The organism is Luteibacter yeojuensis (assembly GCF_000964085.1).
GTDB lineage: Bacteria > Pseudomonadota > Gammaproteobacteria > Xanthomonadales > Rhodanobacteraceae > Luteibacter > Luteibacter yeojuensis_A.
In genome coordinates, this window is the sequence record NZ_JZRB01000016.1 from 87,117 (window position 1) to 102,893 (window position 15,777).

Sequence of the window (15,777 nt, forward strand, 5' to 3'; positions counted from 1 at the left end):
ACGACCATGACCGACGCCAGCACGTATACCCACGCCTTCCGCTTCGGCGCAGGCCACCCCAGCCTGGCCGGGCATTTCCCCGGGCGGCCCATCGTCGCGGGCGTGCTCATCCTCGAACAGGCCGCGCTGGCACTGGGCGCGTGGCGCGGCGTGGCGGTGCGCCAGGTGGTGGACGCCAAGTTCCTCGCCCCCCTGCTACCGGAACAGGATGCCGTGCTGGAGCTCGCCGACGCCGGCGAGCACCGCTACCGGCTGCTCGTGCGGCGCGGCGATGACGTGCTGCTGCGTGGCACGCTCGAGGGCACGGCGTGAGCAGCCACTTCCAGCAGCGCGAGGGCGGCGGCTTCTTCGCCATCTGGCTCATCCGCACCATTGGCCTGCGGCTCGGCCGGCGCGTGGCGCGCGTGCTGCTGTGGCCCATCGCACTGTATTTTTTCCTGCGCCGGCCGGCCGAGCGCCTCGCGTCGCGCCTTTACCTCGCACGCGTGCTGGGCCGCGCGCCCACGAACCGCGATGTGTTCCACCACATCCACATGTTCTCGGCGACGCTGCTCGATCGCATGTTCTTCCTCTCCCGCGGCGAGCGCGATTTCAATGTCGACGTCGAGGGGCTGCAGGCCCTGGACGATTGCCTTGACGAGGGGCGTGGCGTGTTGCTGCTGGGCTCGCACCAGGGCAGCTTCGAATCGCTGCGTGCGCTCGGCCAGCGCCGGCCCGACGTGCCGCTGCGGGTGGTGCTCGACAAGCAGAAGACGCCCGCGCTCACCGCGCTGCTCGAGGCCCTTGCGCCGGACGTGGGGGCGGCGGTGATCGACGCATCCCGTGGCGGCACCTCGGTGGCGCTGGCCATGGGCGAAGGGGCGGCGGAAGGCGGCATGGTGGCGCTGCTGGCCGACCGCGGCCACGAGAAAGAAGCGTCGCGCGTGGTGTCCTTCCTCGGTACGCCCGCGCCGTTCCCGGCGGGCCCGTGGCTGCTGGCGTCGGCGCTAAAGATCCCGGTGGTGCTGTGCTTCGGTATCTACCTGGGCGGCAACCGCTACCGCCTCATCTTCGAGCACTTCTCCGACGGCATCGATATCCCGCGTGCCAACCGTGCACAGGCGCTGGATGCGCTGGTGGCGCGCTTCGCCTCGCGCATCGAGCACTACTGCCGCCTGTACCCGTTCAACTGGTTCAACTTCTACGATTTCTGGCAGGAAACCAGCACGGCACGCGTGCCCACGGCCCCCGCGCCCCCACCAGTGCAGCATGCTGATGCCTGATAGCCCCACGCCCCCGACGATCGACAAGGCCGGCTTCGCCAGCCTGGTGCCGCACGCCGGCGACATGTGCCTGCTCGATGGCGTGGTCGCGTTCGACGACAACACCATCCACGCGATCAGCACCACCCACGTGGCCGCCAACCACCCGCTGCGCGGGCCGCGAGGCCTGCACGCGGTGCACCTGGCGGAGTACGGCGCCCAGGCCACGGCCGTGCACGGCGCGCTGCGGGCCAGGGCCAGCGGCGCGACACAACCGCGCCCGGGCATGCTGGTGAGCCTGCGCGGCGTGAAGCTCGCCGTCGACCGCATCGACGACCTGGCCGGCCGCCTGGATGTCTTCGCCGAGTGCCTGCTCGCGGACGATGCCGGCGCGCAGTACACCTTCCGCATCGAGCACGCGGGCCGCGAGATCGCGAGCGGCCGGGCGGCGGTGATCCACCCGGCGGCGCCGTAACGCGTTTACGCCACGAGATCGAACAGCTTCGTGCGCGCGCCTTCGATATCCACCATATCTTCGTAGCCGTCCATCAGCGACGGGTACAGCGCGGCCGAGCGCTCGATGATGCCGGCGGCGAGCAGGCGCATCATGTTGACGTTATTGCGCAGGCGTGCGGCCAGCGCATCGTCGTCGAGCACGTCGTGCAGCGTGCGGTTCATATCGGCGAACCAGGTGAGGTCGCGCTGGTCCATCATGTGCTTGCGGTTCACCTTGGCCGACACGGCATGCCAGCGCTGGAAGAACGCCTGCATGCGGATGTTCAGCTCCTGGCTGGCCGTGAGCTCCGGGCTCATGTGCGCGATGAACCCGGCATCGCCCAGTCGGTTCTGGAAGACGATCTGGCAGAGCACGCCCCAGTAGTAGGCGTAATCCCAGATGACCTTGATCGGTAGCACCTCCGGGTCGCCGAACAGGTTGTACTGCCCCTGGTACATACGCAGCGTGCCGTCGTAGAACGAGAAGAACAGGCGCTCGTACAGGCGCGCGTGCGGCGCCAGCGCCGTGCCTTCGCGGTCAAGGCCCACCAGCAGCGTGATGTACGTGTTGGTGATGGCGATGAAGTCGCTGCCGGGCGAGTAGAACGGATCGAGGAACGCGCCGGCCTCGCCGGTGAGCGCCCAGCGATCGGACGAGAACATGCGCGCGCAGCCATACGAGAAATGGCGGAAGAACGCGAAGTCGAGGAGCTTGTCCTTGCGCGCTTCGATTTCCTTCGCCAGCACGGGCTGGTGTTCCCACAACCACACCATGGCCTTGTCGAAGGTGTTCATGTCGCTGAGTGGGTGCGTGGCCGCGTCGGCGACGATGCCGACCGAATGCGCGCCCGACGACAGCGGGATCAGCCATACCCAGTAACCGGGGCCCACCAGGTGGTTGGTGGAGCGCCAGCGCTCCGGCGGGTGGCAGCGATCCTTCCATTCGCTGTCGTCGCACCAGCCATCGATCTCGAGGCGGTCGTCCACGCGGAACCACACGGCATTGGCGTGGTGCCCGTTATCACGCGTGAGGTCGAGCTTGCGCCGCATCAGGCCGGCGCGGCCGCTGGCGTCGAGCAGCCAGCGCGCCTGCAGTGCGCCATCGCCCGCCTCGCTGCTGTAGCGCACGGTGTGGGGTGCGTCGCCGCTGCCGATGTCGAAGCCGCGCACGGTGATGCCTTCGCGGAAATCGATGCCGCGGCGGGCGGCTTCGTCGCCCATGAAGTTTTCGAGCTTGCCGCGGTCGATCTGGTAGCTGGGCGTGGGCAGCACGGCGCTGACGCCCAGTTCCTGCACGTCGGCCAGGTCGTCGCGGCCATCGGAGAAGAAGAAGCGGAAGCCGAACTTGCGGATCTGTTCGGTCTCGAGGTGGTCGAGCAGGCCCAGCGTATCGGCGAAATAGTGCGCGGCGATCTCCACCGTGGATTCGCCGACCTTGAACGCTGCTTCTGGCAGCGGCCGCGTGTGCCGCTCGAGCACCACGATATCCATGTCGGGGTAGGCCCGCTTGAGCTGCATGGCGAGCGACAGGCCGGCCAGGCCTCCCCCGAGGATGACGGCGTCGTGCGTGGTCTGGTCCATCCCTTGTACCCCTTGCGGTTGGTTCAGTGCGTGGTGGCGTCGCCGATGATCGTTGGCGTGGCGCGCGAACGTCGGTAACTGGACACGATGTGGCCGTAGTGGATCAACCGGCCGATCGTGTACGTGGTGATGCGTGTCACGTCACGCACCGGGCTGAAATGGCTGATGCGCAGGTCGCCCGCGTAACGCGAGGCGATGGGCACCGAGACCACGCCGATGCCGCGCTCGCGGCAGGCGGTGATCAGCACGGCGGCTTCGAAGACGAAGTTTTGCGCAGGCAGGTCGACCAGGTCGAGCGCGGCGCGCGGGTAGAGGCGCTGGCCGCTCTGCGTATCGGCGATGGGGCGGCCGCAGGCCCACGAGATGCCCCAATCGGCGACGGCATTGGCGCGCCGGCGCCCGGTCGGCTGCTGTTCGCGCGCGAGCAGGCGCGCGCCGATGACGATGGCACCCGGGTGCATGCGGCTGGCCTCGAGCATGGCCGGGATATCGCAGGCCAGGTGTTGGCCGTCGCCGTCCATGGTGATGACGCCGTCGAACCCCTGGCGAAGGGCCTCGCGGAACCCCGCGCGCAGTGCCTCGCCCTTGCCCAGGCGTGCGTCGTGACGGAGCAGGGTGACGGGCAGGGCGGCGACGATCTCGGCCGTGTGGTCGTCCGAGCCGTCGTCCACCACGATCACCGGCATGCCAAGCGACAACGCGCCCCTGACCACGCTTTCGATCGCCCGCTCCTCGTTGAGGCAGGGGATCAGCACGCAGTAGCGGTTGCCGCGGGCATTCACGGGATGCCGCCGATATCGATGTGTAGGTCGAGGCCTTGGGCGGCGCCCACCCGCAGGGCCGCGGGGCGGGCGGCGGCCAGCGCGCGGAACAGCGGCACGCCCTTCGCGGACGGATTGCTCGCGGCCACGCCATCCATCCACGCATCGCCCGTCGCGGCGCCGGCGCTGTTGCCCGGTTCCGGCGAGATATCGAGGCGGATGGCCGCGCCGTCGGCGCGCGGCGACAGCACCAGCGCCGCCGCGAATGGGCCCGTGGTGCCGGTCATGCCGCCGAGCGGGCCCGTGCCGGCGATGTCGTAGCTGGCAAGCAGCACGTCGCGGTCGTCGGCCACGGCCAGGGTGGCCGCCTCGAGCAAGCCCGCACCGAAGCTTTCCTCGCCACCGCTGATGGCGCTGGAGGCGGCATGGCAGTGCGTCGCGATGGTCCAGTAACCCGCCGGCGCGTTGTGCACCGAGTTATGGAACTTCGTGGGTGAAAGCTCGGCCGGTACGGTGGCCAGCGTCGCGCACATGTAGTCGGTGATGGTCTGGTCGCCGTGCGCCGAGGCGAATACGCATGGCAAGGTGGCGGCATCGAGCCCGCTCATCGCCACGGCCTGCCCGGCGGCCGCGGCGGCCAACAGCACGCTCTCGGGCGCGCGGCGGCGCTCGTTCGGCGGCAGGGTGTCGGCCACGGGGCGCTCGTGGCCACCCGGCATGGCGCCCCCCATGGCCACCTCGCGGAAGGCCTGCCACGTCGGCGTCCCCGGTGCCCACAGGCCGATGCCCTTCACCCACACGGTAAGCGCGGCGCTCATGCGGGCACCCCCTGGCGGGCGAAGGCCAGGCAGGCATTGTTTCCACCGAAGCCAAAGGAGTTGCTGAGCGCGATGCGCACGTCGGCGTGTTCCACCTGCCACGCCATCTGCGGGCCGCAGAGCGGATCGGGCGTGGTGGCGCCAAGGTTCGCGGGCACGACGCCATCGCGCATCGCCAGCAGGGTCAGCGTCGCCTCGAGGATGCCGGCGGCGCCGAGCGTGTGGCCGGTGAAGCCCTTGGTGGAACTGGCGCGCGTGGTGGCCGGGAAACTGCGCGCGACAAGCGCGGCTTCCACCTCGTCGTTCTTCTGGCTGGCCGTGCCGTGCAGGTTGATGTAGTCGACATCGCCCGCCTCGATGCCCGCACGCGCCAGCGCATCGCGCAGCGCGAGCTCGGCGCCAAGGCCCTCCGGGTGCGGCGTGGACATGTGGTGGGCGTCGCTCGCTTCGCCGTAGCCGATGAACAGCGGTGCCTGCTCCCCTTCGCCCGCGCGCTCGAGCAGCGCGAACCCCGCCGCCTCGCCGATGCTGATGCCCTTGCGGTTGGCGTCGAACGGCTGGCACGGCTCGGCAGATACCAGCTCCAGCGAGTTGAAGCCGAACAGCACGCTATCGCACAGCGAATCGACCCCGCCGACCACGGCCGCGTCGATGAGGCCGAGGCGGATCATGCGCTCGGCATTGGCGAACACCTTGGCGCTGGAAGAGCATGCGGTGGCCACGGTGATGCAGGGGCCCTCGAGGTCGAACACGCGGGTGACGAAGCCGGCGAGCGAATGCGGCGTGTGGATGGCGGGCCGCAGCAGGTCGCGCGGCACCACGCCGTGGTCGAGGCGGCGGTAGGCTTCCTCGGTGGCGCCGATGCTCGCGGTGGAGGTGCCAAGCAGCACGGCCACGCGGGAGGCGCCGTAGCGCCCACGGGCGGCGCGAACGGCGTCGATGAAGCCATCCTGGCGCAGCGCCAGCCAGGCGAGCCGGTTGTTGCGGCACTCCCATTCGGCATGCTCGCGCGGCAGGGGCTCGTCTTCGACGCCCGCGACGCGGCCGATCCAGCAGGGTAGCGGCGAGGTGCTGAAATCGTTGGCCACGAGGCCGCCGGCGGAGGCGGCGATGGCGCGTGAGTGGGCTTCGAGGCCGCGTCCAAGCGCCGAAGTGGCGGTGAACGCGCGGATGGCTAGGGGAGGCATGAGGTGCGGCATGCCCGGGAGCCTATCCTTTTTGCACGAAATCGTCGCGTGGGGCGTGTGACGACGGTTCATGCCGCTAGACTGCGGCGATGCCAGGGCTTCCCTCCACCATGCGCCGCGGCCCCTGGCGTTACCTGGGCGACCGCGACATCCTGCAGGCCGCGGTCGTGACGCTGGTCGCCCTGGCGGCCAGCCTGGGCACCCTCTACATCGCGCACTTCATCCGCGTCTGGCGCATCGCCCGGCTTAGCCCCACGCGGCTGGCGGCGCCGCGTACCTTGCTGGTGTTCGGCCGCCGCCTTGTGCATGGCGAGCCCGAGGCCGACTTCATCAGCCGGCTGGGCCGCGCCCGCGCCAATGCGTTCGACGGCATGGCCGACCGCGTGCTGGTGCTGGGCGGCGTCAGCGACGGCGGCCGCCGCAGCGAGGCCGAGGCCGGGCTGCAATGGCTGGATGAAGCAGGCTGGCCGCCGGGCGTGCCGTTGTTGCTCGAGCAGCATTCGATCGACTCGCTGGAGAACCTGCACCATGCGCGCGACATGCTGCGTGGGGAGGGGGTACTCCCACCCGTGGCGCTCGTCACAAGCCGCTACCATCTCGCGCGTTGCGCTTACCTGGCGCGGCGGCTCGCCTTCCATGCCACGCCCGTGGCCGCGGAGCCGGCCCTGGCGCTTACCACGCGTTACCTGGCCCGCCTCATCCTCGAGGCCGGCTACCTGATGTGGATCGATACCGGTTTCCGTTGGGCCAGGCTCACCGGCAACCAGCGCGTGGTGTCGCGGCTTTCCTGAGCATCAGCACCGCGCGGCGGCGTGCCGCAGCGGCCACGCCGTGCGCGCTTGCTAAGCTTGGCGTCATCCATACGTGAGCCGGGTGCCCCATGTCCGAACAAGCCGATATCGCCGAGTCGTTCCTGCGCGGGCTGCAGGATCGTATCTGCACCGCCCTCGAGCAGGCCGATGGCGAGGCGCGTTTCGTCGAGGACGCATGGCAGCGCGCCGCCGGCGGTGGCGGCCGCACGCGCGTGATGCGCGAGGGCGCGGTGTTTGAACAGGCTGGCGTGAATTTCTCCCGGGTCGCCGGCTCGCCCCTGCCGCCCAGCGCCACGGCGCACCGGCCCGACCTGGTGGGCGGCAGCTTCATCGCCACCGGCGTATCGCTGGTCATCCACCCGCGCAACCCTTACATACCCACCACGCACGCCAACGTCCGCTATTTCGAGGCGTCGCGCGAAGGTGCCGAGCCGGTGTGGTGGTTCGGTGGTGGTTTCGACCTCACGCCGTACTACCCCTTCGACGAGGACGTGCGCCACTGGCATGGCGTGGCGAAGGCGCTCTGCGCGCCTTACGGCGACGACGTGTACGAGCGCTACAAGAAGTGGTGCGACGAGTATTTCTACCTCAAGCACCGCGGCGAGACGCGCGGCGTCGGCGGCCTGTTCTACGACGACATGAACGAGGGTGGGTTCGACCGCTGCATGGATTTCACCCGTGACGTGGGGCAGGGCTTCCTCGATGCGTTCCTGCCCATCGTGGGCCGGCGCCGCGACACGCCGTACGGCGAGCGCGAGCGTGAGTTCCAGCTCTACCGCCGCGGCCGCTACGTCGAGTTCAACCTGGTGTACGACCGCGGCACGCTGTTCGGGCTGCAGTCGGGCGGGCGCACTGAGTCCATCCTGATGAGCCTGCCGCCGCGCGTGCGCTTCGAGTACGCGTTCACCCCGGCGCCGGATAGCGCCGAGGCGAAGCTGGCGGAATACCTGAAGCCGCGCGACTGGGTATGACGCTTACGGGGCGCTGCCGCTGAATTTCTTCGGCGTGGCGCCCTCGATCTTGCCGACCTTCGCCGTGTCGCTGACATAGAGCTCCACCTCGCGCTCGAACGTCATGGTGCCGGCCACCACGGCGTGCGGGCCGATGATGATGGTCGGCGGCCGGCTGTCGCTGCTGTGCCAGCCCATGCGTGGCTTCTTCACCAGGATGCCGCCTTCCACCTGCGAGCCCTCGCCCACGGTCAGGTTCGCGTTGACCGTCTCGATGCCGCCGCCGACGTGCGCACGGTCGAGCGAGATATCGCCGTTGACGTTGGAAAGGCGGCCCGCCACGTTGGCGCCCTGCTCGAGCTTGATGCGGCCGTTGACGTTGTCGAGTTCGCCCTTGACCTGTGCATGGTCGTTGAGGGTGACGCTGCCGTTGACGGTATGCACCTCTTCAGCCGTGGCGCCCTTGCCGAGGTCGACCGAACCGTTGACCGAGTGCGCCTTCTGCACCACGGCCTGGTCGCCGATGCGGACGGAGCCGTTCACGGTGCTGACGTCGCCGGCATGCTGGCCGGCGTCGACGCTGGCGGTGCCATTGACCTTGCTGACGTCGTCGGCGCCAGCGATGGCGGCACCGGCGAACGAGAGGGCGATGAGGACGGAAAACAGGGTACGGCGCATGGTGTGCTGCTCCACGGGTGGACTGGACCCCTAGGATGCGCCGCGCCATGGCAAGGTTTAGCGTGACTCTCGGCAGGGGTACCCGGAGTTGACGCCCCCGGGCGGGCGTTCCACCATCGGATTTTCCCCTCGCATCGTTGGACGCCATGTACAAGCTTGTGATGATCCGCCACGGCCAGTCGGCCTGGAACCTCGAGAACCGCTTCAGCGGCTGGGCCGACGTGGACCTCAGCGAGCAGGGCGTGGCCGAGGCCCGCGAGGCCGGCCGCCTGCTCAAGGAAGCCGGCTTCACCTTCAACTTGGCCCACACCTCGTACCTCAAGCGCGCCGTCCGCACCCTGTGGCACGTCCAGGACGAGATGGACCTGATGTGGATCCCCGTGGTGACCGACTGGCGCCTCAACGAGCGCCACTACGGCGCCCTTACCGGCCTCAACAAGGCCGAGACGGCCGCGAAGTACGGCGAGGACCAGGTGAAGATCTGGCGCCGCAGCTACGACACCCCGCCGCCGGCCCTGAAGCCGGGCGAGATGTCCTTCGCCGACGACGCCCGCTACGCGGCCATCGCCGACGTGCCCCTCACCGAGTGCCTGAAGGACACCGTGGCCCGCGTGCTGCCGTACTGGCACGACGTGCTCGCCCCGGCCATCAAGGCCGGGCACAACGTGCTCATGGCCGCCCACGGCAACTCCATGCGCGCCCTGGTGAAGTACTTCGACAACATCTCGGACGACGACATCGCCGAGCTCAACATCCCCAACGGCATCCCGCTGGTGTACGAGTTCGACGAGAACCTGAAGCCGGTGAAGCACTACTACCTTGGCGACGAGGCCGAGATCGCCGCGAAGATGGCCGCGGTGGCCAACCAGGGCAAGGCCAAGGCCTGACAAGCCCCCCACCCTGTGAGAGCCCAGCCCACCCTGTGGGAGTGCACCCTGTGGGAGCGCGCTCGCGCGCGACAAGGCACCTGACAGTCGTCACCCCAGAAGGGTGGCGACTGCGCCTGATCGATCGACTGCTCCACCGATAAGGTACCCCCACACCCCACGACACGAGACTCCGCCATGCTCGCCCAGGCCGCCGCCCAGTCCACGTCCGCCCTCATCCCCGTCGCCATGGGCGGCCTCATGGTGTGGGTGGTCTACCGGCGCATCCGCCGCAACTTTGGTCGCCAGGTCATCCACACCCGCAAGATGACGGTGCGCACGGGCCTGTTCGCCCTGTTCGCCTGCCTGTTGCTCACGGTGGGTTTCGCCGGCCTGCCGCTGGCGGAGGGCGCCCTGGCCGGCCTCATCATTGGCGGCGCGATGGGCATGGTGGGCCTGCGGCTCACCCGGTTCGAGCTGGGAACCGGGGAAACCGACTGCTACATCCCCAATCCCTGGCTCGGCGCGGCCCTGACGGCACTGCTGGTGGGCCGCATGGTCTACCGCTTCGTCATCCTTGGCGCCGCCATGCACGGCGGCCCGGCCCCGGCCCATGGCCCCGGCGACAGCCCGCTGACCATGGCCATCGTAGGCCTCACCCTGGGTTACTACCTTTCGTACTACGCCGGCATCCTGGTGCACCACCGCCGCTTTAAGCGGCAGGCCCTGGCCCAGGCGGCCTGACCCGCGGCCGGCGCCCTCGTCAGAGGGCGTCGTTGTCGAGCTCGCCGGTGCGGATGCGCACCACCTGCTCCAGCGGGCTGACGAAGATCTTCCCATCGCCGATCTTGCCCGTGCGGGCCGCCTGCTGGATGGCCTCGACCACGCGCTCGAGCTGGTCGTCGCCCACGGCCACCTCGAGCTTGATCTTGGGCAGGAAGTCGACGACGTACTCGGCACCCCGGTAAAGCTCGGTATGGCCCTTCTGGCGGCCGAAGCCCTTCACTTCCGTCACCGTGACCCCCTGGACGCCTACATCGGCGAGGGCCTCGCGGACGTCGTCCAGCTTGAACGGCTTGATGATGGCGACCACCAGTTTCATGTCGAACTCCTTGGGGCGCACCGGCTGCGGCGCGCGAACGGCCATTGTGCCACAGGGCCCGGCCGGGTCTTCGTAGGTGCTTTGTAGGAAAAACCCTACACTACGTAGGGGCATCGGCTGATAGCGCCTACACGAGATTTGCCTAGAATTTATTCCACGACGTCGAGGTTGCAGGATGGAAGTGCAGGGTATCGACCAGCTCGCTGAGCGGCTGGCATCGTTGGTTCCGCCAGGGCTGGCACAAGCGCGCGAGGATCTGCGCGCCAACTTTAAAGATGTCCTGGCGCAGGGATTACGCCGCCTCGATCTCGTGACGCGAGAGGAATTCGACGTTCAGAGCCAGGTACTCGCACGGACCCGCGAAAGGCTCGAAATAATGGAGAAGCGTGTCGCCAGCCTGGAAGCGAGCGACGCGCCTAGCGGCCAATAACCACGGAAGGTTGACTCAAGGACGGCCGCAAGGTCCCGGGACCGCCCCCGATCCGTCACCCTCACCCCGAGAGCGGTCGGGGGCGGTTATTTTCCGCCCCGCCACAGCCGCGCAAAGGAGTGCGACATGGGTACACCGCCACGGATCCGTAAGCGGTTACGATACGTCTCGTCATGAGCCTCGCCGTCACACTCTCGCGCGCGCAGGAAGGTGCCGCCGCGCCACAGGTCGTCGTCGAGGTGCACCTTTCGGGCGGCCTGCCGTCCACGTCCATCGTTGGCCTGCCCGAAGCGGCGGTGCGCGAAGCGCGCGACCGCGTCCGCGTGGCCATCCAGAACACCGCCTTCGAATACCCCAGCCGCCGCATCACGGTGAACCTGGCGCCCGCCGAGCTGCCGAAGGATGGCGGCCGCTTCGACCTTGCCATCGCGCTGGGCATCCTCGCCGCCGGCTCGCAGGTACCGCGCGAGCGCCTGGACGATTGCGAATTCCTCGGCGAGCTGGCGCTGTCGGGCGAGCTGCGCCCGGTCCCCGGCATCCTCCCGGCCCTTATCCGCGCCCGCCGCTGCGGGCGCCGCATCGTCGTGCCACGAGCCAACGCCGCCGAAGCCGCCCTGGTCGGCGAGGGCGATATCCTCTTGGCCGATAGCCTGGCCGAGGTGTGTGCCTGGCTCCGGGGCCAGGGCGAGCTGGCAAGCCCGGCCACGGCGGACCTCGACACCCCGCCCCACGGCGGCCCCGACATGCGCGACGTGCGCGGCCAGCACCAGGCGCGCCGGGCGCTCGAGATCGCCGCCGCGGGCGGGCACCACATCCTGCTCATCGGGCCACCCGGCACCGGCAAGACCATGCTGGCCGAGCGCCTGCCGGGCATCATGCCGGCCATGACCGAATCCGAGGCGCTGGAGAGCTGCGCCATCCGTTCGCTCGCCGGCGAACCGGTCGACCCCGCCGACTGGCGCCGGCGCCCCTTCCGGGCGCCGCACCACACCGCGTCGGGTGTCGCCTTGGTCGGGGGCGGGTCATTGCCCCGGCCGGGTGAGATCTCGCTCGCCCACAACGGCGTGCTGTTCCTCGACGAGCTGCCCGAATTCAGCCGCCACGTGCTCGAAGTGCTGCGCGAACCGCTGGAATCGGGGCAGATCGCCATCTCCCGGGCCGCCCGCCAGGCCACGTTCCCTGCCGAGTTCCAGTTGGTCGCCGCCATGAACCCGTGCCCGTGCGGCTACCAGGGCGATCCGTTGCACGAGTGCCGCTGCACGCCCGACCAGGTGGCGCGTTACCGCACGAAGATCTCGGGGCCCTTGCTCGATCGCATCGACCTTTGCGTGGAAGTGCCGCGGGTGCCTATCGCCGACCTTTCCGCCCCGCGCGGGCCGCACGACGATGACACGGCCACCGTGCGCAAGCGCGTCGTCGCCGCCCGCGAGAAAGCCCTGATGCGCGCCGGCCAGCCGAACGCCGAGCTCAGCGTCGTCAACCTCGAGCGCGATTGCGCGCTGCCCTCCGCCGAGCGCGAGTGGCTCGAGGGCGTGCTGGACAAGAAGGGTGCTTCGGCCCGTGCCTACCACCGCATATTGCGGGTGGCGCGCACCATCGCCGATATCGAAGGCGGGCCCGGGTGCGTGGAGCAGGTGCACCTGGCCGAGGCGATGCACTACCGGCGGTTCTGATCTTTAAGACTTATTTCATGTACTGGGTAGTTGACAAATAGGGGGAGGGCGTGGAAAATTCTGTACCAGGCGGTTCGCTAATGGCCGCCTGCCCCGTCCCGGTGCTGGATACCCCTCCCTCCCCCCGCTTCAGCACCGGGACCGGCCTTTTACCATCCCCTTCGATACACGCTTTCTCTTAGTCGGCCCACCCCAGCGGTGCAGGCCGATTTTTTTTGTGCGTACCGGGGATCAGGCCGCCGAGGCCGGGTGGAACTGGCTTTCCTCAGTGGAGCCGGACAGGGCCGACAGCGAGCTTAGCGAGCCGGCGATCACCTGGTTCACCCGGTCGAAGTAGCCCGTGCCCACCTCGCGCTGGTGCTTGGCGGCGGTATAGCCATCCTTCTCGGCCGCGAACTCGGCCTCCTGCAGGGCCACGTAGGCTTCCATCTGGTGGTCGCGGTAGCCGCGGGCAAGCTGGAACATCGAGTAGTTGAGGGCGTGGAAACCGGCCAGGGTGATGAACTGGAAGGCGTAGCCGAGCTTGCCCAGCTCATTCTGGAAGCTGGCGATGGTCTTCTCGTCGAGGTTCTTCTTCCAGTTGAAGCTCGGCGAGCAGTTATAGGCCAGCTTCTTCCCCGGGTACTGCGCGTGGATGGCTTCGGCGAAGCGGCGCGCCTCGGCCATGTCGGGTGTCGAGGTCTCGCACCAGATGAGGTCGGCGTAGGGCGCATAGGCCAGGCCACGGCTGATCGCCTGCTCGATGCCCTGCTCGGTTTCGTAGAAGCCTTCCACCGTGCGCTTGCCGGTGAGGAAGGGCTTGTCGTTGTCGTCGATGTCCGACGTGACCAGGCCGGCACCCATCGCGTCGGTGCGGGCGACGATCAGCGTCGGCACGCCAGTGACATCCGCGGCAAGGCGCGCGGCAACCAGCTTCTGCACGGCCTCCTGCGTCGGGACGAGCACCTTGCCGCCCATGTGGCCGCATTTCTTCGCGCTGGCCAGCTGGTCTTCGAAGTGCACGCCCGCGGCGCCCGCTTCGATCATGTGCATCATCAACTCGTAGGCGTTGAGCACGCCGCCGAACCCGGCCTCGGCATCCGCGACGATCGGCACCAGCCAGTCCAGTTGATCCTTGCCTTCGGCGTGGTGGATCTGGTCGGCGCGCAGCAGCGTCTTGTTGATCTTGCGCACCACGTTCGGCACGGAATCGACCGGGTATAGCGACTGGTCGGGGTACATCGCGCCCGCTGTGTTCGCATCGGCTGCCACCTGCCAGCCGGAGAGATAGATGGCCTGCAGGCCCGCTTTCACCTGTTGCATGGCCTGGTTGCCGGTGAGCGCGCCAAGCGCATTGACGTAGGGGCGCTCGTGGATCGAGCGCCACAGGCGTTCGGCGCCTCGGCGAGCGAGCGTGTGCTCGACCTGCACGGTGCCACGCAGGCGCACCACGTCGTCGGCGGTGTAGGGGCGCTCGACGCTGTTCCAGCGGTCGTTGTTCTTCCAGTCGAGCGTGATCTGTTCAGCGGTATGCGTCTTCATCGTCGGTGCTCCTTGGAGGGTGTGAGGTCAGGCCAGCTGTTCGTAGGCGGGCAGGGTGAGGAAGTCGCGCAGTTCGCTTGCGTGGGTTAGTGCGCTGATGAGGGCGGCCGCTTCGTCGGCACGCTTCGCGCCCGGGTGCGACGACTCGCGAAGCCGGTGCGTATGCGAAGCCAGCGCGTGGTCGAAAAGTGGGAAGGTGATAGGCGCGTGGTCGCTGAATTCCACCGGGCCGTGGTGTAGCCACTGCCACAGCTGTGCGCGGGCGATCTCGGCGGTGGCGGCGTCTTCCATCAGTTGGTGGATGGGCACGCAGCCCTGGCCATCGAGCCATGCCGCGGTGTAGCGAAGGCACACCTCCACGTTGTTGTCGAAGCCGGCGCGCGTGACGGTGCCGATCGCGGGTGCGACCAGCGCATCGCGGCTTGCGACGATGTCGTCGCGCATCACGTGCAGCTGGTTCGGCGTGGGCATGTGCTCATCGAAGACGGCCTGGGCCACCGGCACGAGGGCCGGGTGCGCCACCCAGGTGCCGTCGTGGCCCGCGGTCACTTCGCGCAGTTTGTCGGCGCGCACCTTCGCCAGCGCGGCATGGTTCGCCTCGTCATCGCCCTTGATGGGGATCTGCGCCGCCATGCCGCCCATGGCGAACGCGCCACGGCGGTGGCAGGTCTTGATCAGCAGCTCGGAATAGGCCTTCAGGAACGGCACGGTCATCGCCACCTGGCCGCGTTCCGGCAGCAGCCGGTCGGCGTGTGCGCGGAATGTTTTCAGGTACGAGAAGATGTAGTCCCACCGCCCACAGTTGAGACCGACCACGCGCGTGCGCAGCGCATGCAGTATCTCGTCCATCTGGAACACGGCCGGCAGCGTCTCGATGAGCACGGTGGCTTTCATGCAGCCGCGTGGCAGGCCGAGTGTGTCTTCGGCGTGCGCCATGACGTCGTCCCACAGCGCGGCTTCTTCCATCGATTGCAGCTTGGGCAGGTAGAAGTAGGGGCCGCGGTCGTTGCCGTGCAGCGCCTTCGCGTTGTGGAAGGCGAACAGGCCGAAGTCGAGCAGGGCGCCGGCGAGCACGTCGCCGTCGATCTCCACGTGCCGCTCCGGCAAGTGCCACCCGCGGGGGCGGACGACGAGCACGGCGGGCGAATCCGACAGCGCGTAGTGCTTGCCTTCGGGGCTGGTGAAGTCGATGGTGCCGTCCACGGCGTCGCGCAGGTTGCGCTGCCCTTGCACCTGGTTCGCCCAGGTCGGCGCGCTCGAGTCCTCGAAGTCGGCCATGAACACCTTCGCGCCGGAATTCAGGGCATTGATGATCATCTTGCGTTCGACGGGGCCGGTGATTTCGACGCGGCGATCCTGAAGTGCGGCCGGGATGGGCGCGACAGTCCAGTTCCCCTCGCGGACGGCTGCCGTGTCGGTGCGGAAATCGGGCAGGTCGCCGGCGTCGTAGCGAAGCTGGCGCGCGGTGCGCTCGGCCAGCAGGGCCAGGCGTCGGGCATCGAAGCGGCGGTGCAGGCCGGCCACGAAAGCGAGGGCGGCCGGGGTCAGTACATCGGCAAAGGCATCGGTGCCGCCATACAGGCGGACGCCAGCCAGCGGGTCGATCTCGCTCTTGGGAACTGCCATGGGGCCTGCCTCCAGTGGTTTCGGGTCTGGAGGCCA

Annotated in this window: 17 protein-coding genes; 9 read left to right on the top strand and 8 right to left on the bottom strand. The window is 68.7% G+C overall.

Annotated elements, in window-relative coordinates:
- The first annotated feature begins 6 nt into the window (after positions 1–6).
- The 3 genes from VI08_RS08460 to VI08_RS08470 are packed head-to-tail and all read left to right on the top strand — an operon-like array spanning position 7 to position 1,716.
- Positions 7–312, top strand: coding sequence for a hypothetical protein (locus VI08_RS08460; RefSeq protein ID WP_045829126.1), 306 nt, complete (start codon positions 7–9; stop codon positions 310–312).
- The gene (locus VI08_RS08465; protein WP_045829127.1) at positions 309–1,262 is read left to right on the top strand and encodes an acyltransferase; all 954 of its coding nucleotides are present in this window, start codon (positions 309–311) and stop codon (positions 1,260–1,262) included. Before VI08_RS08460 ends, VI08_RS08465 begins: the two co-directional genes overlap by 4 nt.
- Positions 1,249–1,716, top strand: coding sequence for a phosphotransferase (locus tag VI08_RS08470; protein ID WP_232309502.1), 468 nt, complete (start codon positions 1,249–1,251; stop codon positions 1,714–1,716). Before VI08_RS08465 ends, VI08_RS08470 begins: the two co-directional genes overlap by 14 nt.
- 5 nt (positions 1,717–1,721) lie before the next feature.
- Here the strand turns inward: VI08_RS08470 and VI08_RS08475 are convergent, their stop codons facing one another.
- Genes VI08_RS08475 through VI08_RS08490 form a run of 4 tightly spaced genes read right to left on the bottom strand, consistent with a single transcriptional unit; the run spans position 1,722 to position 6,083 of the window.
- Entirely contained in the window at positions 1,722–3,317 is a 1,596-nt protein-coding gene (locus tag VI08_RS08475; RefSeq protein WP_045829129.1) for an NAD(P)/FAD-dependent oxidoreductase, read from the bottom strand.
- Between the two features lie 23 nt (positions 3,318–3,340).
- Entirely contained in the window at positions 3,341–4,099 is a 759-nt protein-coding gene (locus tag VI08_RS08480; RefSeq protein ID WP_045829130.1) for a glycosyltransferase family 2 protein, read from the bottom strand.
- Positions 4,096–4,896 (bottom strand): beta-ketoacyl synthase chain length factor, encoded by an 801-nt coding sequence (locus VI08_RS08485; protein ID WP_045829131.1) that lies wholly within the window; start codon positions 4,894–4,896, stop codon positions 4,096–4,098. Before VI08_RS08485 ends, VI08_RS08480 begins: the two co-directional genes overlap by 4 nt.
- Positions 4,893–6,083 (bottom strand): beta-ketoacyl-[acyl-carrier-protein] synthase family protein, encoded by a 1,191-nt coding sequence (locus VI08_RS08490; RefSeq protein ID WP_045829194.1) that lies wholly within the window; start codon positions 6,081–6,083, stop codon positions 4,893–4,895. Before VI08_RS08490 ends, VI08_RS08485 begins: the two co-directional genes overlap by 4 nt.
- 89 nt (positions 6,084–6,172) lie before the next feature.
- Here VI08_RS08490 and VI08_RS08495 point away from each other — a divergent pair, with 89 nt between their 5' ends.
- Both VI08_RS08495 and hemF read left to right on the top strand, forming a co-directional pair.
- Positions 6,173–6,874 (top strand): YdcF family protein, encoded by a 702-nt coding sequence (locus tag VI08_RS08495; RefSeq protein WP_045829132.1) that lies wholly within the window; start codon positions 6,173–6,175, stop codon positions 6,872–6,874.
- An 89-nt stretch (positions 6,875–6,963) separates the two neighbouring features.
- Positions 6,964–7,866: an oxygen-dependent coproporphyrinogen oxidase gene (gene hemF, locus VI08_RS08500; RefSeq protein WP_045829133.1), complete on the top strand. Its 903-nt coding sequence runs from the start codon at positions 6,964–6,966 to the stop codon at positions 7,864–7,866.
- 3 nt (positions 7,867–7,869) lie between these two features.
- Here the strand turns inward: hemF and VI08_RS08505 are convergent, their stop codons facing one another.
- Positions 7,870–8,523, bottom strand: coding sequence for a hypothetical protein (locus tag VI08_RS08505; protein ID WP_045829195.1), 654 nt, complete (start codon positions 8,521–8,523; stop codon positions 7,870–7,872).
- Between the two features lie 146 nt (positions 8,524–8,669).
- Here VI08_RS08505 and gpmA point away from each other — a divergent pair, with 146 nt between their 5' ends.
- Complete coding sequence (gene gpmA / locus VI08_RS08510) at positions 8,670–9,410, top strand: 2,3-diphosphoglycerate-dependent phosphoglycerate mutase (protein WP_045829134.1); 741 nt, start codon at positions 8,670–8,672, stop codon at positions 9,408–9,410.
- Positions 9,411–9,587: 177 nt separating this feature from the next.
- On the top strand, positions 9,588–10,133 hold the full coding sequence (locus VI08_RS08515; protein ID WP_232309503.1) for a DUF1453 domain-containing protein: 546 nt from the start codon (positions 9,588–9,590) through the stop codon (positions 10,131–10,133).
- Positions 10,134–10,152: 19 nt separating this feature from the next.
- On the opposite strand, the gene glnK is transcribed toward VI08_RS08515, so the two are convergent.
- Positions 10,153–10,491 (bottom strand): P-II family nitrogen regulator, encoded by a 339-nt coding sequence (gene glnK / locus VI08_RS08520; RefSeq protein ID WP_045829197.1) that lies wholly within the window; start codon positions 10,489–10,491, stop codon positions 10,153–10,155.
- A gap of 175 nt (positions 10,492–10,666) precedes the next feature.
- Between glnK and VI08_RS08525 the strand changes: the two genes are divergently transcribed.
- Together VI08_RS08525 and VI08_RS08530 are read left to right on the top strand one after the other, a co-directional pair.
- The gene (locus VI08_RS08525; protein WP_045829135.1) at positions 10,667–10,921 is read left to right on the top strand and encodes an accessory factor UbiK family protein; all 255 of its coding nucleotides are present in this window, start codon (positions 10,667–10,669) and stop codon (positions 10,919–10,921) included.
- Positions 10,922–11,094: 173 nt separating this feature from the next.
- Complete coding sequence (locus VI08_RS08530; protein WP_045829136.1) at positions 11,095–12,594, top strand: YifB family Mg chelatase-like AAA ATPase; 1,500 nt, start codon at positions 11,095–11,097, stop codon at positions 12,592–12,594.
- Between the two features lie 231 nt (positions 12,595–12,825).
- On the opposite strand, the gene aceA is transcribed toward VI08_RS08530, so the two are convergent.
- A complete protein-coding gene (aceA, locus tag VI08_RS08535) occupies positions 12,826–14,115 on the bottom strand; it encodes an isocitrate lyase (protein WP_045829137.1) in 1,290 nt (429 codons plus the stop codon).
- A 27-nt stretch (positions 14,116–14,142) separates the two neighbouring features.
- Entirely contained in the window at positions 14,143–15,741 is a 1,599-nt protein-coding gene (aceB, locus tag VI08_RS08540; RefSeq protein WP_045829138.1) for a malate synthase A, read from the bottom strand.
- Positions 15,742–15,777: the final 36 nt, after the last annotated feature.